Origin of the sequence: Arthrospira sp. PCC 8006, from assembly GCF_046480465.1 — a bacterium.
Lineage (GTDB): Bacteria > Cyanobacteriota > Cyanobacteriia > Cyanobacteriales > Microcoleaceae > Limnospira > Limnospira platensis.
This window is the reverse complement of the sequence record NZ_PKGG01000072.1, coordinates 1-22,640: the sequence shown is the minus strand read 5'-3', so window position 1 is coordinate 22,640 and position 22,640 is coordinate 1. Positions and strand designations below refer to the sequence as shown.

The following is a 22,640-nucleotide window of genomic DNA, read 5'->3' as shown; positions in this document are numbered from 1 at the left end:
GTAGCCGGTTCCCGGTAGGTGGTTGCTTAAACTGCAATAGCAGATTGTACCTAGCCCCGGACTTTTGTAACTTGAGTGTCACTCCTTTGGGACATTCCCCTTTAAAGTCTTGATAGGCTTTCAGGAATCTGCTATAGCTCTCGTCATAGTTACCCTTTCCCCCCACTGTAGGGGTATTAATGTCGTTACTCATTTTTTACTCACCTATTATCCTGTTATTGCTCTGAGTAACACCTAAGTAACGGTAGAATAGGGGTTGTAGGCTGTAATTCCGGTTCGAGTCCGGCCAGTCCCGTTGGAAATTAATCGCAGATGCTGATATGTAACTGCTGCGATCGTAGATAATAGTAGGTAGACCTAAAATTCTGGGGAGAAATTAAATGTCCCTAAACCTTGGACGATTCTTTCGAGCCTGTAACCCGCGATACACTCTGAATATATCGAAACCTGAAGATCGACAATACTATATTGATTTTGCACCAGTTCGGGGTTCTAATGTAATTCGGGAACTGAAACGGACGATCACCTTTTCTGACCATCAACCTACCTGTCAATTATTTACCGGACATATAGGCTGTGGAAAATCCACGGAATTATCACGATTAAAAACTGAATTAGAAGCCGAAAAATTCCATGTAGTTTACTTCGAGTCTTCCCAGGACTTAGATATGGCGGATGTCGATATTAGTGACATCTTACTGGCGATCGCTCGCCAAGTTTCCCAAAGTTTAGAAAATAGTGGTGTCTGTCTGCAACCCAAACGCTTTCAAGGCATTCTGAAAAGCGCCGCCAACCTTCTGAATACAGAAATTACCAGTTTTCGGAGCAATATTCCCGTCGTCGGTGATATTGGTGTTAGCCAAGACTCCGAGGGTTTTTCCCTGGCTTTTGGGATTGGTGAAATTACCGCCAAAGCCAAAGACTCCAGAGATGTGCGATCGCTATTAAGACAACACCTAGAACCCCGAGTTAATAACATTATTGAAGTCATTAACCAGGAATTAATCACCCCAGCTCAACAACAACTACAGCAACGGGGACAAGGGGGATTAGTCGTGATTATTGACAACCTCGATCGCATCGATAATAAAGCCAAATTCGGCATCCGTACCCAGCCAGAATATCTATTTGTAGATAGGGGGGAACAACTCAATAAACTGCTGTGCCATGTCATCTATACAATTCCCCTAATTCTCACCTTTTCCAACGATAAAGAAGCCGTCAGCAACCGCTTTGGTTCCCCCGCCAAACTGCTACCAATGGTCAGAGTCAAAGAACGAGACGGTAGCGACTGCGAACCCGGAATTAATCTGCTCAGACAAATGGTATTAGCACGAGCATTTCCCGAATTAAACGAAACAGAACGCCTTCGTGAAATCCCTAAATTATTTGACTCTACCAGCACCCTCGATTATCTCTGTCAGATGAGTGGTGGTCATGTACGAAACCTGCTAATTTTACTATTTAATTGTCTACAAAAAGACGATCCACCCTTCACCCGCACCATGATTGAACGGGTAATTAGCGAGAGACGCAACGAATTAGGCAAAGCCATCACCTCCGACGAGTGGGAACTTCTCCGCCAAGTTTCGCAGCAGAAAACCGTCCGAGGTGAGGAAGAATATCAAACTCTCCTCCGCAGTCTATTTGTCTTTGAATATTGCGATCATGATGGTAGTTGGTTTGACCTTAATCCTGTCTTAGAAGGCGCTAAAGATTTTGACAAAGATTAATTACCGCACCTTCAGGTGCTAATATGTCTCAAACATAAATGGGAATGGATTTAAGGGGTTGCCATGTTACTCGGATTTCAAACGGAAATCAAACTAAATAACCAGCAACGCAACGCTCTAGCCAAGCATTGTGGAGTTGCTAGACACGCTTGGAATTGGGGACTAGCATTAACCAAAAACATCCTTGACCACAATAAAGCTAATCCCCAGGACAAGATTAAGTTCCCAACTGCGGTAGACCTTCATAAATGGCTAGTCGCCATCGTTAAGCCTGAGTGTTCCTGGTATTACGAAGTGAGTAAATGCGCTCCTCAATATGCTTTGAGACATCTTGCAGAAGCCTGGAAGCAGGCATTTAAGAAGGGAAAGAAACCCCCAAAGTTCAAGAAAAAAGGACGTGCTGATAGCTTCACTGTCGATGGGTCATTGGCAGTTGACCATTTCCGTGTCAAAGTTCCCGTGATAGGTTGGCTAAAAACTTATGAGCGTTTACCCATACAATATCAACCCAAATCTTTCACGTTTAGTCGAACGGCTGATAGATGGTTTGTTAGCTGGAAAATTGAAGTTGAACCAACCCACACACCTAAATTAGTCGGAGTTGTCGGGGTGGATTTAGGAGTTAAAACACTGGCAACTTTGTCAACTGGTCAAGTGTTTGAAGGGACTAAGAGTTACCGAAAATATGAGAATAAACTCTCTAGGTTGCAACGGCTAAATCGACACAAAGTTAGAGGGTCTAACAATTGGAAAAAGGCTCAAATAAAGATAGCTAGACTGCATCGCCAGATTGCCAATATCCGTCGTGATAGATTACACAAGCTGACCACCTACCTCGCCAAAAACCACGGCAAGATTGGGATTGAGGATTTGAATGTATCTGGTATGTTGGCGAATCGTAATCTAGCTAAAGCGATCGCAGATATGGGATTTTATGAGTTTCATAGACAGCTTGAGTACAAGTGTGAGCTGTATGGTTCTGAATTGGTAGTAGTTGACCGATGGTTCCCTAGCTCCAAAACTTGCTCAAACTGCCATACAAAGAAAGAAACACTCTTCCTATCTGAAAGAGTGTTCAAGTGTGACCACTGCGGCCTAGAAATTGATCGTGATTTGAATGCCTCCATCAATTTGGAGAAAGCCGTCAGTTAGACGGTGTTAGCCTGTGGACAGAGTGCTGCCGACAGTTCTGTATGAAGCAGGAAATGAGCGCCAACTACCCCTAGTAGAAGTTATCTTAGATAGAAAAGTCTAGTTATGGGCAGCTTTGGGTAAGTCTTATGTAACGGCTTGCTGCTTTTCCCCCAATAGGTCATTAATTGTGCCGATACCCAGTAGGGTGGTGGCTTCCTTTCCTTTATCCCCAGCGGCGCGATAGAGTTGGCGGGCGGCTTGCAACTTTTCTAGGGCTTCTCGTAATGATTCTGCTGTTCGTTGCCGAAATAGTCGTAATCCCTCATTTAATAATCTATTGGCTTCTGAATTCCTGCTATTTTGGGCGAGAATTATAGGCGTTGGCTGAGGGGATGATGAACTGGTTTTTAGCTGTGATGAGGTCGCCACTACTGACTCCCCTAGAATCACTGATAAGGTGACTGCTGTTAATCCGATTTTGATGAGTTGCTGTGGTTTAATCATGGGTTCATTCCTTTATTTTTGCAGACAATTTATGGGAAAGTACAAGCTCGAAAATCTCGGTTTATTTGAGTAAGTCAATCCCCGCGATTTGAGCCATAATGTTGGGTTTCGTGCCTCAACCTAACCTACGAATAAAGCTGGGTGAGGGTGCTGTATTAATTAATTACCGCCAATCTCCTTGAATAGTAAACGCACCCCAATAATAGGGAGACTGCCATTGACCGGAATTCCACATCTCTAATTGTGCTTCTCTTAAAGCTATAATTGGCTGTTGATTCTCATTCAATATCTCCTGATAAAACCGAGTCATTAACTGGGAAGTTGCTAAATCATTGACATTCCATAAACTCACCACCACTCGTCGCGCCCCCGCATACATAAAACCGCGAGTTAAACCTACTAAACCCTCTCCTCTTACTTCCCGACCTAAGCCCGTCTGACAAGCGCTTAATACTACTAATTCGGCGGGTAAATTCAGGTTAAATATATCATTTAAACGCACAAAGCCATTATCCGATTCTCCCTGGTAATTAAATAATGATAACACCAATCCAGATAATTCTGGATTGACTGTATCAATTAACCCATGAGTCGCGAAGTGGATGATTTGATATTCAGATAAATTGGGGTGAGTGGCTAGGTAGCGGGAAGCCTCAAAACCCAAGGCTTTCATTCTTTCATTTTCCGGGACTAATTCGGCAATATTTTCCGCTTCAACACGGCTATATTTTAATCGATTTAACTGGGGGGCTGTATCCCCTAACCCTAAACTTCTGGTCGCCCTAGCTAAGGCTAAATCATCAAGACTTGGGGAGTTATTATCAGAGGTGATTTGATTTAATCGCTGGTCGTTTGATTCAAAAATAGGGTCAGCTAATACCGCTACAATTTTAGCAGCAGTGTCCCGATTTGCTAATTGTTCTCGTTGAATAGCAATGAGAGTAGCTGAGGAAGCGGTGACAATTTCATGTTCGACTAACAGGGGGGTATCGGGTTGAGAAGGTATCGGTAAAGCGGCAAAAGGAATGAATTGTAAAATCCCATCTCCGACAATCAATAACCGTTGATTATTCAGTTGATTAACTACAGGTGAAATTAAGATTTCACTCAGGGGTAATCCCTGGGCTACTGTGGTGGTATTATCACGGTTAATAGCTTCTCGATAAGGGGCAGCTACTGCCTCGATTTCCCCTTGAGCAGGCAGAATATAACTGGTTATACTATCCTTAGTCACCGCCCAGAGAAAACTGCGTTCTTCTCCTAGGTAATATTGTAACAGCAAGGTATCATCATCAAGTACCTGTTGCTGCACTTGTTCTAAGTTCAGAGGTTGGGGATATTGCAGGTTAGCATAGTTGGGACTGACGACCCTAATTTGGGTTTGTAGTTGATTGAGTTGATTAATGAGAGATTGGGATTGAGTTTTCAGTGCATCGATTTGTTCTGTGGTAAATTGACCCTGGGTGAGTTCATACCGTTGATGTTCTATGGCATTGAGTTGTTGTATTAGGCTTTGTTCCTGCTGCAAAAGTTGAGGGTCTACGCCTTCACGAATATTAGCACCAGCTTCGGCGAGAAGTTCCAAAAGGCGGCGGGCGCGGCTACGTTCGCTGGCATGAAAAGCTAGGGCATCATATCCTTTTTGGGGGTTTTGTTGATGCAGTTCCATTAACAATTCAATATATAATTGGTAACGGTCTTGAACGGTGGAGAAAAAGGTTTGGCGGAGTTCGCCAGGAGGGGCTAGGCTGCGGAGTTCTTCAGTCAAGTTAATCGCCTTTTCCATATTAACCAGGGCTTCGGTGAGTTCGCCTTGGGAACGTTGGAGAAAAGCCATACCGGTGAGGATAGTAGCTTCCCCCCCTCTATCCCCCACAGCCCTTGATAGGGGTAAAGCTTGGTTAAGGTAGTCTAGGGCTGTTTGTTTTTCTCCCAAGGAGTCGTACACAGCGCCAATATTGCTGAGAGTAGTAGCTTCCCCCYCTCTATCCCCCACAGCCCTTMWTAGGGGTAAAGCTTGGTTAARGTAGTCTAGGGCTGTTTGTTTTTCTCCSAGGTCGKMGTACACAGCGCCAATATTGCTGAGAGTAGTAGCTTCCATTCCTCTATCCCCCACAGCCCTTAATAGGGGTAAAGCTTGGTTGTAGTAGTCTAGGGCTGTTTGTTTTTCTCCCAGGGAGTCGTACACARGGCCAATATTGTTGAGAGTAGTAGCTTCCCCCCGTCTATCSCCCACAGCCCTTGATAGGGGTAAAGCTTGGTTGTAGTAGTCTAGGGCTGTTTGTTTTTCTCCCAGGGAGTCGTACACASCGCCAATATTGCTGAGAGTAGTAGCTTCCCCTCCTCTATCCCCCACAGCCCTTAATAGGGGTAAAGCTTGGTTGTAGTAGTCTAGGGCTGTTTGTTTTTCTCCCAGGGAGTCGTACACAWGGCCAATATTGTTGAGAGTARCAGCTTCCCCCCCTATGTCCTCCACAGCCCTGAATAGGGGTAAAGCTTGGTTAAGGTAGTCTAGGGCTGTTTGTTTTTCTCCCAGGGAGTCGTACACAGCACCAATATTGCTGAGAGTAGTAGCTTCCCCTCCTCTATCCCCCACAGCCCGATAYAGGGGTAAAGCTTGGTTGTAGTAGTCTAGGGCTGTTTGTTTTTCTCCTAATAAATCATTAATTCTCCCCATACTCAGCAGGGTGACAGCTTCCCCCCTTCTATCCCCAGCAGCGCGATAGAGTTGGCGGGCGACTTGCCACTTTTCTAGGGCTTGTCGTAATGATTCGGCGGTTCCTTGTTGAAATAGTTGTAATCCTTCTTGCCGCAATCTATCGGCTTCTGAATTACTGCTATTTTGGGCGATAATTATAGGCGTTGACTCAAGGGATGATGAACTGGTTTTTAGCTGTGATGAGGTCGCCACTACTGACTCCCCTAGAATCACGGATAATGTGGCTGTTATCAATCCGATTTTGATGGATTTATGTGGTTTAATCATGGGTTAATTCCTTTATTTTTGCAGACAATTTATGGRAAAGTACAACCTAGAAAATCCGGGTTTATTTGAGTAAGTCAATCCCSGCGATTTGAGCCATAATGTTGGGTTTCGTTCCTCAACCCAACCTACGAATAAAGCTGTGATGAGGTCGCCACTACTGACTCCCCTAGAATCACTGATAAGGTGGCTGCTGTTAATCCGATTTTGATGAGTTGCTGTGGTTTAATCATGGGTTCATTCCTTTATTTTTGCAGACAATTTATGGGAAAGTACAAGCTAGAAAATCTGGTTTTTTTTGAGTAAGTCAATCGCCGCGATTTGAGCCATAATGTTGGGTTTCGTGCCTCAACCCAACCTACGAAGCTGTGATGAGGTCGCCACTACTGACTCCCCTAGCATCACTGATAAGGTGACTGCTGTTAATCCGATTTTGATGAATTTATGTGGTTTAATCATGGGTTACTTGGTTTTTTTTGAGCATAATTAATAGTGCAGTGAAAGCATCAAAATCTAGCTTTATTTGACGACGTAAACCCAACAGAAGCCAGCCATAATGTTGGGTTTCGTGCCTCAACCCAACCTACGAATAAAGCTACGAATCAAGCTGGGTGAGGGCGACAGGGGGATAATGGATACATGAAGGTTATAAGTCTATTAACTGCCCTGATGCAATAGGGTCCCTACGGTTACTGGTTCCTGGATTTCGGCTTGTGCTACTATGCCATTCCGGTCAATTATTCGGACTTTTCCTGTACTATTTACCCCTGTTAAGATTGTGCCACTGCTGACATTTCGTAAATCAATCCCCCCTAACCATAATTGGGCGTTACTACCACTTACCTGGGTAACAACTGCTTCGGCTGGCGGGTTCGGATTATTGATAAAATAAGGAGTTTGGAGTTGATAACCACTACCTACTTTGACTTCATAACGGGGCTGTTGATAGAAGTTTTTGGGAATTTCGGGGATGATTTTGGTAAATATCTGTTGTATATTACTATCAGAATTCCACATATAATGGGTTAATAAATAACTAAATAAGCCGCAGTCAAAACCATTGACATTAACTTCCCTCGCTAGTTGGTGGGGGGCTGTGGCTGATAATACTACGCCTTTGGCAACTCCGGTGCGGTAACCGTTAACAAATTCTTCCTGTGACATATTTAGGCGTGATAACCACTTTTGCTGATAGCTTCTTTCAGAGTCGGAAACTAGGACGTTTTGACCACCATCACGAGACCGGACTCGCGCTTCTCTGGTGGCACCTCCGGCAAAACAACTATCTAATACAACGGTGACGTTTTCGGTCTGTAAGGCGGACATTAATAAAAATAAGGTGTGCCCCATAATGTCTTTGACGCTTCCTGGTGTGTTAGGATATCCAGGGGGTAAATCACTATCGACGGGAACAAAGGTTCCGTTGAGTTGTTGGGTACTTCCTACTTCTCGGAAAATGGGTTGGGGGTCAAAAATGCGAGAACCATGCCCAGAATAGTCATAAACTACGACATCTCCGGGTTTGGCTTGTTTGATTAAGTATTCTTCAAAGGCGGTTAAAATGGCGTCTCTGGTGGCTTGTTTGTCTTCTAATATGTAGATGTCTTGGGGGTGAAAACCAAAGCGGTGGATGAGTAGTTCTCGCTGTAAATATATGTCGTTAATACAGCCGATTAAGGGATGTTGGGAATAGCTGTTAATTCCCACTAGCAAGGCGAGTTTGCGGGAGGTACTCTGGGCTAAGACTTGGCGATGGCGTTGGGTTTGTCGGTGAAATAAAACGGGGTCAATTCCTAGGGTGGCTAGGGCTGCACCTAGGAATTGCAGAAAGTGACGGCGAGTGGAATTATTCATGTCTTTACTTGGGATATTTCCATAAAGTGAATATATACATGATAAACCAAGATTATGATTCAACATCATAAAATGGGTAACTTACGGGGGTAAGGTGGTTCAACTGGTTTAACTGTTGGTGCGGAAATTATTATAACTGCTTTGATCCAGATATAACTATCATCAATTATTAATCAAATTTGATATTTTGGTGGTAGAGACTTGATGATGAGGGGCTGGGGGATAGGTGGGGGGTATCCCCGGAGTTGTGAAATTCCGAATATGGCTTACAATTGGTGACAACTCACTAATTGAATGTTTTAACGTTAGACCATGACTAACCCGACTACTACGAATGAAACTACTAACCCAGAAACTCCGGTTTCGGCTACTGAACCGCAACCGAGTTATGTTAAACTGGCAATGCGGAATATGGTTAGGAAAGGTTCAAAATCCCTATTTCACTTTTTCTTGACTACTATGGGTCTAATTGGCCTGCTGGTGGGTCTCGCCTATCTTACCCGTTAAACATTAAGTGCTGTAGGGGGGTGAGAAGGTGCAGTTAGAAGTTAATATTGAAGATAATTTCTGGTCCGGGAAAGATGGAGAGTCTATGACTTATGGGGGACGAGGAGAAAAGGCGATCGCATCTGAAACCTGGGAATCATGGTTTCAGCAGTGGTTACAACAACTTGATCCGTATTTACCCCCAGCTAAGGGATATGAACTTAGTCTGCGTTTGACTGACGATAGGGAAATACAGGCATTTAACGCCCAATATAGGCAGTTAGACCAGGCTACAGATGTACTTTCCTTCGCCGCCCTAGAAACCAGCCTTGTGATGCCAGCAGAACACCTCTCATTGCATCCCTGCTATCTTGGGGATATAATCATCTCAGTGGAAACAGCATTTAGACAGGCAAAGCAGGCAGGACATAATCTTACAACCGAGTTAGCATGGTTGACCAGTCATGGGTTATTACACCTACTAGGGTGGGATCATCCCGACGATCGCAGTTTAACTCGAATGTTGGATCAACAAAAAGCCCTATTACAGACGGTTAACCTGCAAATTGGTTCAGGTTACGTCTGGGAGTCGGAAGAAAAGATGAACTAAGCGGCGATTGTGCTACATTGCACCCAGAATTGATCAGAAATCCTGATATTCCTAGAGAATGCTGATTTAAGGATACCCAACCATGAAAGCTAAAAAAAACTCTGTTTCGGCACTTCCCACCCCATTAGGTCCTCGGTCTGTCAACTACGCCTATATTCCCACCACCCCAGAGACGAAAACCGCCAACCACCGAGTATCTCAGTCTTGGGCGATCGCCAATAACCTATTGGTTAGCTTTAAATACGCCTGGAATGGTGTGGCTTACGCATTCAGGACCCAGCGAAATTTTCGCATCCATACAGCCATAGGGACTTTAGCGGTCAGTCTCGGTTTCTGGTTGCATCTTAACTTTGTAGAAATTGCTATTATTGGTTTAACTATCAGCGCGGTGATGGCTTTAGAATTGTTAAACACAGCTATTGAGTCGGTGGTTGATTTAACAGTAGGAAAGTCCTACCATGAATTGGCACGCATTGCTAAAGACTGCGCGGCGGGTGCTGTGTTAATCTCGTCTTTGGCGGCTTTATTGGTGGCGGGAGTGCTGATTTTGCCAGCTTTGTTAACGGCGATGCAAGTTTGGCTGCAAGGAGTATAGACATTGATAATTGTTATTGATAACTATGATAGTTTCACCTATAACTTGGTGCAATATTTAGGGGAATTAGGGTCAGAAAACCCTGTATGCGATCGCATAGAAGTTTACCGAAACGATGGCATCACCGTTGAAGAAATTAGACAGAAAAAACCCGATGGTTTAGTCATTTCTCCCGGTCCCGGTCGCCCAGAAGATGCCGGAATTTCCCTAGCCATTATCCGAGAATTAGGCAAGACTTTACCGATTTTAGGGGTATGTCTCGGACATCAAAGCATCGGTCAAGCCTTCGGTGGCAAGATTATCTCAGCCCCAGAGTTGATGCACGGCAAAACCTCCCCCATTCATCATAATGGCAAGGGGATATTTCGCGATTTAGAGAACCCCTTTACCGCGACGCGCTATCATAGTTTAGTCATAGACCCCCAAACCTGTCCGTCAGTCCTAGAAGTTACCGCCTGGGTGGATGATGGTACAATTATGGGGGTTCAACACCGCCATTATTCCCATATTCAGGGTGTACAATTTCACCCGGAAAGCATTTTAACAACTGCGGGAAAAACTTTACTAAAGAACTTCCTCAACAGTTGTCGGTTAATGGCAGTTGAAAGCTAATCAATTTGCGGTAAATTTGCGGTAATATTTTGGTCATCTAATTTCTATGAAACGGCGACAGTTTATCAACCTAGCTAAAACCAGTGCCCTAGTTACCTTGGCTGGCGGTTTGGGCGCGCGGTGGCAGGTTTCCCAAGCCCAGACACCCAATGAATCTAACTTGACTATTCGCTGGCTTGGACATACCAGTTTTCTGTTTACTGGGGAGGGTTTGCGGATACTGGTAAATCCGTTTCGACAAATTGGATGTACCGCCGGATTTGGTAGCCCGAAAATAGAGACCGACCTGGTGTTAATTAGCAGTCGCTTACTTGATGAAGGGTCGATTGATGGGTTTCCTAATAATCCGGCGCTATTATATGAACCGGGGGTTTATCAATTTAATGGTACCCAAATTCAGGGTATTCGCACTATTAAAGACCGTGAACAAGGTCGCAGATTTGGTCAGAATGTCGCCTGGTTATGGACTCAGAGTGGCATCAGAATTCTGCACATGGGAGGGTTAGCGGGACCTATTAATATTGAAGAAAGGATTTTGATTGGTCGCCCGGATTTGTTGTTAATTCCTGTGGGTGGAGGTCCGAAGGCTTATACTCCCACGGAAGCGGCGGCGGTAATTGCTTCCCTCAATCCTAGATTGGTGATTCCTACCCACTATAAAACTCTGGCTGCTGATGTTAATAACTGCGATTTGGTTCCGGTTGATAATTTCCTTGATGTGATGAATAATGCAACTATTAGGAATGTTAATAGCGACACTTTAACTTTGACTCGCAGCCAGCTTGATGATGAGTTGACTATTAGGGTGATGAGCTATAATTTTAATAGTTCGGCATCAATTAATAATTAATAATTGTCGGGGCGGGTTCTGCTGGCAATTCTCATCCTCACGACTTGATGAATAAACCCGCCCTACCTCACCGGGTAATTACTCTCCCAGAAAGATGCTTCGGAATGTAGTTTATGACTTGAGCAACTGCTATATGCCAGGTTGAGCGATCGCCAAGGATATGGGTATTCTATGAAAACATCAAATAATTTATATGAAGAAGATTTTTACCTCTGGACACAAATCACGGCTGAACAGTTAAAAGAAAATCAATTTACTCAAATTGATATCGCCAATTTGATTGAAGAAATTGAAAGTATGGGAAGAAGTGAAAAACGGGAATTAAAAAGCCGTTTAATTGTGTTATTAATGCACTTATTAAAATGGTACTATCAACCCACCAAACGGAGTGAGAGTTGGCGCAGCACCATGACAGAACAACGCATTTTTATTGAAGGTTTGTTAGAAGACAGTCCCAGTTTGAAACCTCTACTTTCAGCAGTATTTAAAGATTGTTATCAAAAAGCACGTCTAAAAGCGTCCGATGAAACAGGAATTAAGTTAAATTTTTTGCCAAAGGAATCGCCGTTTAGTTTAGAGGAAACTTTAGAATCTAGCTATTAATAAAGGTAATACGGCTTCTATTAATAATTGTCGGGGCGGGTTCTGCTGGCAATTCTCAATTCCTCACGACTTGATGAATAAACCCGCCCTACCCCACAGGGGAATTACAGCCCTCACCCCATCAATTAATAATTAATAATTGTCGGGGCGGGTTCTGCTGGCAATTCTCAATTCCTCACGATTTGATGAATAAACCCGCCCTACCTTACAGACTGTGGCGGGGACGTTAATAACTGCGATTTTGTTCCCGTTGATAACTGACTTGATGTGATGACTAATACAACTATTAGGAATGTTAATAGTTAGGAATGTTAATAGCGACACTTTAACCTTGACTGGGAGCCAGCTTAATGATGATGGGTTGACTATGGGGGGTGATGAGCTATAATTTTAATAGTTCGGCTAATGGTGGAGATTTTTAGGGTGGGGTGTAAACAATTATCCCTGACCGGGGAAATAATTGTTGTAATAATGACTAGAATGGATTAATCAACTATCGGCTTCATTGGGGAGTGAAAAATATGGCTATCTGTAGTGGCACGAATTATCTGGGAAAAATTGCTGTGTGTCTGGGAATGGGAATGGTTCTCAGTATGTCGGTGGGGACGGGGAGGGCGATCGCTGAAAGTTCCCCAGAATTACAGTTTAATTGGGAATCGGAAAATCTGGGGGAATTTGCCCAATTTCCGAGCGATCGCGTTAGACAGGCTGTTAATCAAGATGTGGTTAATCTACTGCTAAATGATGGTCGTTTTAGTACCTTAGCCACTGTGTTAAGACTGACGGGATTAATGGATGTTCTCCGAAAAGATGGTGTGTTTACTATCTTAGCGCCCACGGATGAAGCCTTTTCTAAACTCCCCCGGACGGTTTTAGAAAATCTCCTCAAAGGAAATAATATCGAACAGTTAATTAGGATTATGAGGTATGATGGATATGACAGCGATGCCATGACCTCGGAGGAGTTAATCTATAGATATTTAACAACTCAGGAAAATTTGTCGATTCCGGTGGAGGTGGGTTCGGAAACTATCACAGTTGAAGGGTCTCATAGTATTGATTCTGATATTCAGACAGAAAATGGCTTAATTCAGGTAATTGAGCAATTAATGATTTTGACAAAATAATCGGCTCTGGTGTTACAATGGGGTGAGGCTAGATTGATGGTCAATAGCAGCCCTGAACTCTCAAGGAGATGATTTTGTGAACCAGGAACGACCAACCCTACAATTGAAATGGTCAGGAATTGGCAATTGGATCGTTGTTATAGGGATCATGGGTTTACTAGCCTCAGTTGGTTTGGGCTGGCTGGTAAACTCGATTCTCATTCTGATTGGTCTGGCTGTCATCACCCCCATTATTTTAGTGTTTGGGGCGCGTTGGTGGCTAAACCGGAATTTGATTGAGGATTCCTGTCCGGTCTGTTCCCATGAGTTTATAGCCCTAAATCAGACTCAATGTCAATGTCCGAATTGTGGTGAACCTATTCAAATTGAACAGGGACGTTTTACCCGCCTTACTCCACCAGGGACTATTGATGTTAAGGCGGTTGATGTTTCCTCCCGAGTCCTAGAAGATTGACAATATCAGTTAAAGGATGTTTAACAGTGTCTGAAAATCAGCTAAATGTCTTGGTTACAGGAGGGGCGGGTTATATTGGTTCCCATGGGGTGTTGGCTTTGCAACGGGCGGGTTATAATCCGATAGTTCTTGATAATTTGGTTTACGGACATCAAGAATTGGTGGAAAATGTGCTGAAGGTGGAATTAATCGAGGGAGATACTAACGATCGCCTTTTATTAGATCAGCTATTTTCTAGCCGGAAAATTGACGCGGTAATGCACTTCGCCGCCTATGCTTATGTGGGAGAGTCGGTAACTAATCCTGAGAAATATTATCGTAATAATGTGGTGGGAACTCTCACCCTTTTGGCGGCGATGAACTCAGCGGGAATTGATAAATTTGTGTTTTCTTCTACCTGTGCGACCTACGGGGTTCCCCAAATTATTCCGATTCCTGAAAACCACCCCCAAAATCCCATTAGTCCCTATGGCGCGAGTAAGCTAATGGTTGAACGAATTTTGGCGGATTTTGACGCGGCTTATAATTTGCGATCGGTCAGTTTTCGCTATTTTAATGCTGCTGGCGCTGACCCCAATGGATTACTGGGAGAAGACCACGACCCGGAAACTCATTTAATCCCCCTCACGTTATTTACAGCCCTAGGAAAACGGGATCATATCTCTATTTTTGGGACTGATTATCCGACTCCTGACGGTACTTGTATCCGCGATTATATCCATGTGAGTGATTTAGCAGATGCTCATGTTTTGGGGTTACAACATCTATTTTCGGGGGGGAAAACTGAGTTTTTTAACCTCGGAAATGGTAAGGGTTTCTCGGTTAAAGAAGTGATTGAAAGCGCCAGGGAAATCACGGGACGAGAGATTAAAACGGTAGAATGCGATCGCCGCCCCGGAGACCCCCCCAGTTTAGTGGGAACTAGCGAAAAAGCCCAGCAAATCTTAGGCTGGAATCCTCAATATTCCCAAATTCACGATATCATTAGCCATGCTTGGCAGTGGCATCAAAAACGTCATGGCTAACCCTTGACATTTGGGAAAATTTTTGATATGAGATAGTCAGCAATCCGATCGCCTGCCCCGGCTTCACCGAGACGGCGGCGACCATTAACGGCAATAGTGGCTAGTTGTGGGGGGTCCTGTAGAAGCGATCGCACCACTCCTGCCACTGCTTGGGGATTTTCAGCGAGAATTAGTGACGGACCGAGTAGGCGACTTTGTGCTTCAGCAAAAGCTGGCGTAAATTGGGGACCCTTTCCGGGAATAGCGATCGCTGGTTTTCCCAGACCAACAAACTGTTCGGTAGCCGTCCCCGCCATGGCGATCGCCATATCTCCCAGGTCGAGACAATCATTAAACCCCTCACGGGTCAGCACCATAGTGATATCATCGCCACGCTGAAACAATTGTTGTTCCTTGCTGCTATGACCATCAACTTTATCCCACCCAGTAGCTTGGAGGACCTCACAGAAGGGGTCTAAATCCAAACTAGGTGCGATCGCAGCCAAACACCGGAGGGGTGATATTTTTAGCTGCGATACTGCTGCTAGAATTAACCGCCAATTCTCATAGGCTTCTGGACTACGAGAACCCGGTAATAAAGTCAAGTTTAACACACCTGGTGGCGACGGCGCAATAATTCCCCCAGGTTCCAAATTATCCATCATCGGATTACCCAAATCAACAGCCGGAATTGACCACTTTTGCAGAGTTTCCGTCGTCAGTCCATCGCGGGGAAACACCCCCCGACAACGACGATGAGTCATTAACCAACGTTCCCAGGGTAAATATACCGAACCTGACCACCCCTCCCATTTTTGCCACCAGGACTGGCGAGATAACTTGCCGTTTTCATCCCGCAAATAATATTCAGATTTTGCCGTCCCCACAAAAGCATATTCTGCGCCACTTAACCAGGCTAAAAATAGGGGTACAATAGCCCCCACCGCCAAAATACATCCCCCCTCTTTCCCCCACTGGCGCACCGTCTGCACCTGGGAATATAATAACTGTAATAACCCCMCCTTTAAATCTCCCAGGAGTTGGGAACCGTCCATATAAATAAATCCCCCAGAGGGCATTTTTTGGACTCTACCAATAATCGGAATATCCGGTAATTGCTGATAGGCTTTCCCTTCCCCTACTAAGGGTAAAGCGGCTAGGTTATTAACTCGTTTTCGCAGATGTTGCAGTATTCTGACAGCGATGATATCTTCCCCGTGACCATTACTTAAACACAATAGTTTCATATTCCTGAATGCTGCATCAATTATAAGTCTCCAATTATAAGTCTAAAATTTCCTGGATTTTGGCGTTGAGTTGTTTTAATTTAACGGGTTTGGCTACATAATCATTTGCGCCAGCTTCTAGGCATTTTTCGCGATCGCCTGTCATAGCCAAGGCAGTTAAGGCAATAATTGGCACTTGGGACATGGTGGTGATTTGGCGGATACGGTTAATTGCTTCTAAGCCATCTATTCCCGGCATTTGAATATCCATCAGAATTAAATTAGGAGATTCTGATTGTGCTAAATCAATCGCCTGTTGACCGTCCTTAGCAATAATTAAACGGTAGCCTTTAGCACCCAAATAACTCGACAAACTCATGATATTAGCTTCGTTATCTTCAGCAATTAAAATCAGGGGAGAAACTTGAGCCACATCTTCAGTTTTCGTCAGGAAATCCGAGGTATTAGATGATAGATGGGGGGTGTTAGTTCCGATTAAGATATCATCACAAGGAATCTCAAAAATAAACTGACTTCCTGACCCCACTTTACTAATCACATTAACAGTACCTCCGTGCATTTCTACAATGCGTTTAACTAGGGATAATCCTAAACCTGTTCCCTCATATTGACGGTTGAGAGCGCTATCAATTTGAGTAAAGGGTTTAAACAGTTTTGATAATTGTTCTTCATTAATACCAATTCCCGTATCAATCACAGCAAAACGGACTCGGGATTTATCGCTGTCTATCGGGGGTGGCTGTAACTTAACTTCCAGGCTGATTTTACCTCGGGATGGGGTGAATTTAACCGCGTTATTGAGGAGGTTAATTAACACTTGACGCAGGCGGCGTTCATCAATATATAAGTCTGGTAAGGCTTGGGGAATTTGTACATTAATGGAAATCCCTTTTTTAAAGGCTTGCTGCTTAATAAAAGCTATACTAGATTGACACAGGGGGCGAATCGAAGTATAATTAAGGTCTAGTTTCATTTCCCCGGCTTCAATTTTAGCCAGGTCTAAAATATCGTTAATTAATTCCAGGAGATGGCTGGCGCTGCGTTCAATAGTTTGTAATGCTTGTTTTTGCCGATCGCCTAAAGTACCAAATACCTCTTCTTGCATACCCTCGGTCATTCCTAAAATAGCATTAAGGGGGGTGCGTAGTTCATGACTCATATTGGCGAGAAACTCATCTTTCAGACGGGTAGCGCGCATCAATTCCTGATTAGTCTGGCGCAGTTTGGCTTCGGTTTCTCGGCGATCGCTAATATCTCGACAGACACAAATTAACAGCTTATCTTCCGTTAGGGTCAGAGATAATTCTTCCGCAAAACTCGTCCCGTCTTGACGAGTGGCGATCGCTTCTCCAGTCCAGTAGCGATCGCGCATTAAAATCGGGAAAACCTCATTTTCAAAGCGTTGAATTTCTGTAGGAGAATAGATTTTTCTCCAACTATGACCCACTAAATCTTCAGGTTCAGAATAACCAAACATAACCAAATGAGCGTGATTTACATACTGATACAAATCATCCTGAACAATGCCAATACCATCCCCCGCCGCTTCAATACTCGCCAACTGTTTAGCAATTTCCTGTTCAGCCGCCTTCTTAGCCTCTTCCGCCTCATTTCTTTTCCTGTGTAAACGATACCCTTCAATTAAATTGCCGCAGGTCACTAAAAAGGCTTGTAAATCATCAATCATTTCCTCATGATAGCCACCTGGTTTATTGGCAATTCCCACTATTCCCACCATGGTAGAACCGCTAAAAAACGGCAACCCCAAAAAACTATTTAAAGGCGGATGACCATTAGGAGTCCCTCCCCGGCGTGGGTCGCTGCTAGGACTGTTAGCTATAACAGGTTTCCCGGTCATAATTACCGCCCCAAATAAGGTATTCATATTATCAAATTCCATGCCTTTTTCATGGTTTTCTTGATAAAATTTCTCCGTGGCTTCATCCCAAGCCACATTACTTATGCTATGGGTTTTTAGATAAGGAACTCCCCGAATTTTGAGGAAAGTTTCTTCCATGGTTGCTCCCCCATTATCTCGGAACATTACCTCGCCAATAAAGCCATATTCACTATCAGTTAAAGTTAGCAAGCTGCTAAGTAAACCCTCAAAAATAGTTAGGCGATTTTCGGATGTTATAAACTGGGATTGTGCGATAGTAATTGACTGGAGGAGATTATGGTTTTTTTGTAAGGCTATTTGCGCCGATTTTAGGTCGGTAATATCAAATAAAGTTGAACGACTATAAAGATATTCACCTTGGGGATTATAAACGGCGCTAGAATTCAATAGTACCGGGAAAACATGACCATTACTACTAATCATCTCCAGCAACAGATCTTTGAGATATCCTTGCTGTTTAAATAACTCAAAATTACTCTCAAATATCTCTCCACTTTCAGGGGTGAGAAAATCTGCTAAACGTCTCCCAAGTAATTGTTCACGCGAGTATCCTAACCATTGCAGTTCCGTATCATTAATCTTGACATAGCGACCCTCAGCATCGAGGGAATGATAGCCACAGGGAGCCTTATTATATAGGTCTTCAATTTCATGGGAATAGTCTAATAGTCTAGCTTCCGCCTGTTTACGAGCGGTAATATCAAAGCGAATAGCTAAATATTGAGAGACTTTTTTCTGGGAATTTAAAAAAGGAACAATGGTACTTTCCGTCCAGTAAATAAAACCATTTTTAGAGCGATTACAAATTTCTCCATGCCAAACTTTACCACTAGAAATAGTCCGCCATAAATTCGTGAAAAAACTATGGGGATGGTATCCTGAGTTAATGATACGATGGGTTTTACCGATTAATTCTTCCTGGGAATAACCGGAAATTTCACAGAAGCGATTATTGGCGTAGGTAATCACTCCACTAGCATCAGTAACAGCGACGATCGCTGAATGGTCTATGGCTAACTTTAGATCTGATAACTCCCTTAGTAATTGTTGGCGGTCGGACTCGGCTTGTTTACTCTCGGTAATATCAACATTAGTACCGATCATCCTTTGAGGTTCTCCTTCGGGGTTGCGAATAATTAGAGCATTTGCTTTAATAAAAACTATAGAACCGTCAGGACGTACAATCCGAAATTCTGGATTAAATTCCCTTTCCCCTCGCAGACTTTCCTGTAAAATTGCCTGAGTTAATTCAGCGTCTTCTGGGTGTAGGGAGTTTTTCCATAATTCCACTGTCTGGGGACACTCTAAAGGTGAGACTCCATAAATTTTATACATCTGATCATCCCAGGTTAGATGATTCTGAGAAATATCCCAATCCCAAATTCCCATTTGGGCTGACTTAATCGCTAATTGTAGGCGATCGCTTAGGTGAGAAAGTTCCTGGGTTCGCTGTTTGACCGTCGCTTCTAAAGATTGATTAAGATCTTGTAATGCGGTTTCCGCTTTTTCCCGTTCACAAAGTGCCGCTTTCTGTTCGCTAATATCTGTAATAGTACCAACATAGCCATTTACTGTTTCTTCTACACTAAATTCCGGGACAATTTGACCAAACACCCACAACTGATTTTCCCCGGCTTCTAAACGATATTCTTCCTTAAATGGGTGATGATTTGCTTGAGTCTGTTTCCAGGCTTCATTAATGCGATCGCTATCTTCAGGATGTACAGAAATTTGCCAAGATAAACCAATTGTTTCCCCAGGAATACGTCCCGTCATCTGACAATATTCCTCATTCACATAGATACAATCACCCTCCTTATCCGTCCGAAAAACTCCCACCGGGATTAAATCTGTCAGAGTCGCATAACGTTCTTCTGTTTCTTGTAAATAGGTTTGAATTTTTTGGCGTTCTTGTAGTTCCTTTTGTAATTCATCGTAGGCGATCGCTTGTTGAATAGCGATCGCTACCTGTAGCGCCAACTGTTGCACCATCTGGATTTCTTCTGATGACCACAGCCGCGTATTACTGCATTGATGAATCGCAAATAAACCCCACAAACTCTGAGATGGGCTTTCCGCTTCATGGTTAGATAAAACAATAGGAACTACTAAATTCGCTCGCACTTCCAATTGTTTTAACAGAGATAAATGACACTCACTTAATCCCACCTGATCAATATCTGCTGCTACGAAAATATCTCCGTCTTGATAGATTGATAGGTTGTCCTCAAAACAGGTATCTTTAATATTTTTATCGAAACAGGATGTATAGGGTTCGACTACTGATTCCGCTACGATATCACCGCTAAAATCTGCCTTAAATTGGTAGATTAACACCCGATCACAATTTAACAAAATGCGGACTTGTTTAACCGTTTCATCCAAAATTTCCGGTAAATTTAACCAAGACCTAATCCGGGTGGTAATCTCAAATACCAGTTGTTCTCTATGGTGCGCCTGTTCTAGTTCTAAAGTCCGTTTTTTGACCTGCTCATCTAGCTGGTGCGCCTGATTTTCTAAAAGCCTAATTTTTTCTAATTTCAACTCCGATATGCGACCCTCTAAAATCTCCGTCATTTTATACAGTTCCAGAGGATTTAGCACTTTTAGCATACTGGTTTGGGTCACTATCCCTAACAGTTCACCATGGGAACCTGTCACTAGAACTCGCCGGATATATTGGGATGACATCAACTCATGAATTCTCCACAGATTCTCATTTTTTGCTACCGAGAACACTGGGGTACTCATTAACTGTTGACTGCTATAGTTTTCTAAGTCTAAGCAGAAGGTATTAAACTTGACAATATCTCCCTCGGTCAGGATCCCGACCGGAACATTGACATCCGTTGAATTGTTCACGAAATCGGTTTCTACTAAAACTACACAATTGACCCGGTATTGTGTCATTAAACAGGCAATTTCTAGCAGGTTACTCTCAGGACTAGCACAAATAACCTCTGTTGTCATTACCTCTTCTACCGTTCGTAATCTCAGCAGGTCTATGGGGTGGCTAATATAACGCAGAGTTTCATGGGTTATTAACCCTACTAGGCGATCGCTATCATCCACTAGCGGTAGGTGGCGGATTTGATTTTTCCTCAGCAAATCAATCACTTCAAAAAAGTTGCTCAATTCTGACTCCCTCCAGCTTAATACTGAGGCGGTCATGACTTCCCCTACCAATAACTGCTCTAAGGGTCTTTTTTCTGTACAGAGTCGGATGATATCTCCCTGAGTCAGAATACCTACTAATTGCTCCCCTTCTACTACCAAGACACAACTGGAACGCGCCTCTCCATAAACTTCCTCTAATAGAACACTGGCTTTTGATGATATACTACAACTGGTGCGACTTTCACTCATCAGCGCGATCGCTTCCCTCACCGTTGTTTCTACTGTTACTAATAACGGCTCTCTAATAATCGCGCTTTCTAATTCTGTCGGCGTATATGATGAGTTGCTTGCCATTGTTTTTCGCTACCGGGCTTGCTATTGATAAACTGCTGCTCTATATACCTCTCAATTATAAGTTCAATAACTCTTTCTGTCAACCAATTAACTTAATCTTGAGGTGGAGCCCTTGCCAAAGTCGGTTAAATGTGATAAGGTAATCCCCCAGGGGTTAACTTAGGTTAATTATCAGCAAACATATATATTTTTTTAAGCCAATAAAATGCGGGAACTATTTTTTGATTTTGAAGATTTCCAAACTCGAAACTTTGCACCCATTGGCACAATCGATGGGGTGAGATTTTCCCCCAATGCCATAGCTTTGGTTAGCCTTGATGAAGAGGGAGAAGGCTTATTTAATGCTACCAGAACTTCCCCCCCCGGTACCACGGTTATATCCTATGCCGAGGCGATTATTAACACCGAAGATGCCGAAGATTCCGAACAGATAGAAGTCAATGAGTTAGTCACAGGCGATCGCATTACCATTGACCTCAGAAATTTATCACCATCAGGTATAGGATGGGGTAACTTTTCCTTTTTCTATACCTCCCCTAACCGAGAACATATCGTCGAAATATTTGACCGAGAAGGCAATTCTCTAGGGAGTGGCGTTTTATTTTCCACCCCCGGAGAAACCTTTAACGAATTTCTGCGCTTTAGTACCACCCTACCTCCTAACACCGGAATTATTGCCATTGGTTCCGAAGCCACCGAATTAGCCATAGATAATATTAGAATCTCCTATTTTAGCACTCTAATTGCTGACCCCATTATCACCTCAACCCCCACCTTAGTTGTAAGTACACAAAATAATGATTTTCTCCAAGCCGCACAACCCAGATTAACTATACCCCTACCGCCAGATCTTATTAGCGACGAAAAAGTCATCACTAATATTGGTAATGTCAATAACGGCAGTGCTACCATTCTCCCTGGGGGAGTCGGAGTAGAATTTATCCCCGATACAACCTCCCTTGGCGGTTTTGGTAGCTTCGATTATACATTGCGCGATCGCCACAACCAATTTGCTACTGCTACCGCCACCATTAATTTTCGGCCAGTAACAGCCATGCAAGGGAGAGATGGAAATGATACCCTAATTGGTGATCAATTCGACCAAACCCTGGACGGCGGCCCCGGAAACGACTCTATCTTAGGGGGAAGTGGTAACGATACCCTCTTAGGGGGTCCTGGTGATGATACCCTCTTTGGTCAAGGTGGAAACGATCGCCTACAAGCCGGCTCAGGTAATAACCTCCTTTATGGCGGCGTGGGTAACGATACCCTGTTGGGGGGTGTTGGTAATGATTCTCTATTTGGGGGTTTAGGGGATGACCTCCTACAAGCCGGCTCAGGAGATAATATCCTTGATGGTGGCGCGGGTAATGATACCCTGTTGGGGGGTATTGGTAATAATTCCTTATTTGGGGGCGAGGGGAATGATTGCTTATCTGGTGGTGGCGGGAATAATTGGCTAGAAGGTGGTGC

At 43.6% G+C, this 22,640-nt stretch carries 18 protein-coding genes and 1 pseudogene; 13 read left to right on the top strand and 6 right to left on the bottom strand.

What is annotated here, in order from left to right; all coding sequences use genetic code 11:
- A pseudogene (locus B9T16_RS12750) lies at positions 1-193 on the bottom strand (hypothetical protein); the annotation flags it as partial.
- Between the two features lie 187 nt (positions 194-380).
- Between B9T16_RS12750 and B9T16_RS12745 the strand changes: the two are divergent.
- Both B9T16_RS12745 and B9T16_RS12740 read left to right on the top strand, forming a co-directional pair.
- The gene (locus B9T16_RS12745; RefSeq protein ID WP_006616250.1) at positions 381-1,733 is read left to right on the top strand and encodes an ATP-binding protein; all 1,353 of its coding nucleotides are present in this window, start codon (positions 381-383) and stop codon (positions 1,731-1,733) included.
- A gap of 63 nt (positions 1,734-1,796) precedes the next feature.
- The gene (locus B9T16_RS12740) at positions 1,797-2,885 is read left to right on the top strand and encodes an RNA-guided endonuclease InsQ/TnpB family protein (protein ID WP_006616249.1); all 1,089 of its coding nucleotides are present in this window, start codon (positions 1,797-1,799) and stop codon (positions 2,883-2,885) included.
- A gap of 126 nt (positions 2,886-3,011) precedes the next feature.
- Here B9T16_RS12740 and B9T16_RS12735 read toward each other — a convergent pair whose 3' ends face one another.
- Together B9T16_RS12735 and B9T16_RS12730 are read right to left on the bottom strand one after the other, a co-directional pair.
- Positions 3,012-3,371: a hypothetical protein gene (locus B9T16_RS12735; protein ID WP_353912688.1), complete on the bottom strand. Its 360-nt coding sequence runs from the start codon at positions 3,369-3,371 to the stop codon at positions 3,012-3,014.
- A 163-nt stretch (positions 3,372-3,534) separates the two neighbouring features.
- Entirely contained in the window at positions 3,535-6,357 is a 2,823-nt protein-coding gene (locus tag B9T16_RS12730; RefSeq protein WP_410244934.1) for a CHAT domain-containing protein, read from the bottom strand.
- A 328-nt stretch (positions 6,358-6,685) separates the two neighbouring features.
- Here B9T16_RS12730 and B9T16_RS12725 point away from each other — a divergent pair, with 328 nt between their 5' ends.
- The gene (locus B9T16_RS12725) at positions 6,686-6,844 is read left to right on the top strand and encodes a hypothetical protein (protein ID WP_410244933.1); all 159 of its coding nucleotides are present in this window, start codon (positions 6,686-6,688) and stop codon (positions 6,842-6,844) included.
- A gap of 167 nt (positions 6,845-7,011) precedes the next feature.
- On the opposite strand, the gene B9T16_RS12720 is transcribed toward B9T16_RS12725, so the two are convergent.
- Complete coding sequence (locus B9T16_RS12720; RefSeq protein WP_006616986.1) at positions 7,012-8,208, bottom strand: caspase family protein; 1,197 nt, start codon at positions 8,206-8,208, stop codon at positions 7,012-7,014.
- 312 nt (positions 8,209-8,520) lie between these two features.
- Here B9T16_RS12720 and B9T16_RS12715 point away from each other — a divergent pair, with 312 nt between their 5' ends.
- From B9T16_RS12715 to galE, 9 genes are all read left to right on the top strand, one after another.
- The gene (locus B9T16_RS12715; protein WP_006616985.1) at positions 8,521-8,715 is read left to right on the top strand and encodes a DUF3285 domain-containing protein; all 195 of its coding nucleotides are present in this window, start codon (positions 8,521-8,523) and stop codon (positions 8,713-8,715) included.
- A gap of 28 nt (positions 8,716-8,743) precedes the next feature.
- A complete protein-coding gene (gene ybeY, locus B9T16_RS12710; RefSeq protein WP_410244932.1) occupies positions 8,744-9,304 on the top strand; it encodes an rRNA maturation RNase YbeY in 561 nt (186 codons plus the stop codon).
- Between the two features lie 82 nt (positions 9,305-9,386).
- A complete protein-coding gene (locus B9T16_RS12705; RefSeq protein WP_410244931.1) occupies positions 9,387-9,899 on the top strand; it encodes a diacylglycerol kinase family protein in 513 nt (170 codons plus the stop codon).
- Positions 9,900-9,902: 3 nt separating this feature from the next.
- Positions 9,903-10,511: an anthranilate synthase component II gene (locus B9T16_RS12700; RefSeq protein WP_006616982.1), complete on the top strand. Its 609-nt coding sequence runs from the start codon at positions 9,903-9,905 to the stop codon at positions 10,509-10,511.
- A gap of 46 nt (positions 10,512-10,557) precedes the next feature.
- Positions 10,558-11,361, top strand: a complete 804-nt coding sequence (locus tag B9T16_RS12695; RefSeq protein WP_006616981.1) for an MBL fold metallo-hydrolase — start codon at positions 10,558-10,560, stop codon at positions 11,359-11,361.
- A 171-nt stretch (positions 11,362-11,532) separates the two neighbouring features.
- Positions 11,533-11,964 carry a DUF29 domain-containing protein gene (locus tag B9T16_RS12690; RefSeq protein WP_410244930.1) on the top strand — a complete coding sequence of 144 codons (432 nt, stop codon included), beginning with the start codon at positions 11,533-11,535 and terminating at the stop codon, positions 11,962-11,964.
- A 521-nt stretch (positions 11,965-12,485) separates the two neighbouring features.
- The gene (locus B9T16_RS12685) at positions 12,486-13,091 is read left to right on the top strand and encodes a fasciclin domain-containing protein (RefSeq protein WP_410244929.1); all 606 of its coding nucleotides are present in this window, start codon (positions 12,486-12,488) and stop codon (positions 13,089-13,091) included.
- Between the two features lie 76 nt (positions 13,092-13,167).
- Positions 13,168-13,545 (top strand): hypothetical protein, encoded by a 378-nt coding sequence (locus B9T16_RS12680; RefSeq protein WP_014275116.1) that lies wholly within the window; start codon positions 13,168-13,170, stop codon positions 13,543-13,545.
- Between the two features lie 26 nt (positions 13,546-13,571).
- Positions 13,572-14,570, top strand: a complete 999-nt coding sequence (galE, locus tag B9T16_RS12675) for a UDP-glucose 4-epimerase GalE (RefSeq protein ID WP_014275115.1) — start codon at positions 13,572-13,574, stop codon at positions 14,568-14,570.
- On the opposite strand, the gene B9T16_RS12670 is transcribed toward galE, so the two are convergent.
- Together B9T16_RS12670 and B9T16_RS12665 are read right to left on the bottom strand one after the other, a co-directional pair.
- Positions 14,567-15,796, bottom strand: a complete 1,230-nt coding sequence (locus B9T16_RS12670; RefSeq protein WP_410244928.1) for a lipid-A-disaccharide synthase-related protein — start codon at positions 15,794-15,796, stop codon at positions 14,567-14,569. The two genes, galE and B9T16_RS12670, sit on opposite strands and share 4 nt — an antisense overlap.
- Positions 15,797-15,830: 34 nt before the next feature.
- The gene (locus B9T16_RS12665; protein ID WP_410244927.1) at positions 15,831-21,167 is read right to left on the bottom strand and encodes a PAS domain S-box protein; all 5,337 of its coding nucleotides are present in this window, start codon (positions 21,165-21,167) and stop codon (positions 15,831-15,833) included.
- Between the two features lie 205 nt (positions 21,168-21,372).
- Here B9T16_RS12665 and B9T16_RS12660 point away from each other — a divergent pair.
- A partial coding sequence (locus tag B9T16_RS12660; protein WP_410244926.1) for a calcium-binding protein occupies positions 21,373-22,640 on the top strand: 1,268 nt, incomplete at its 3' end.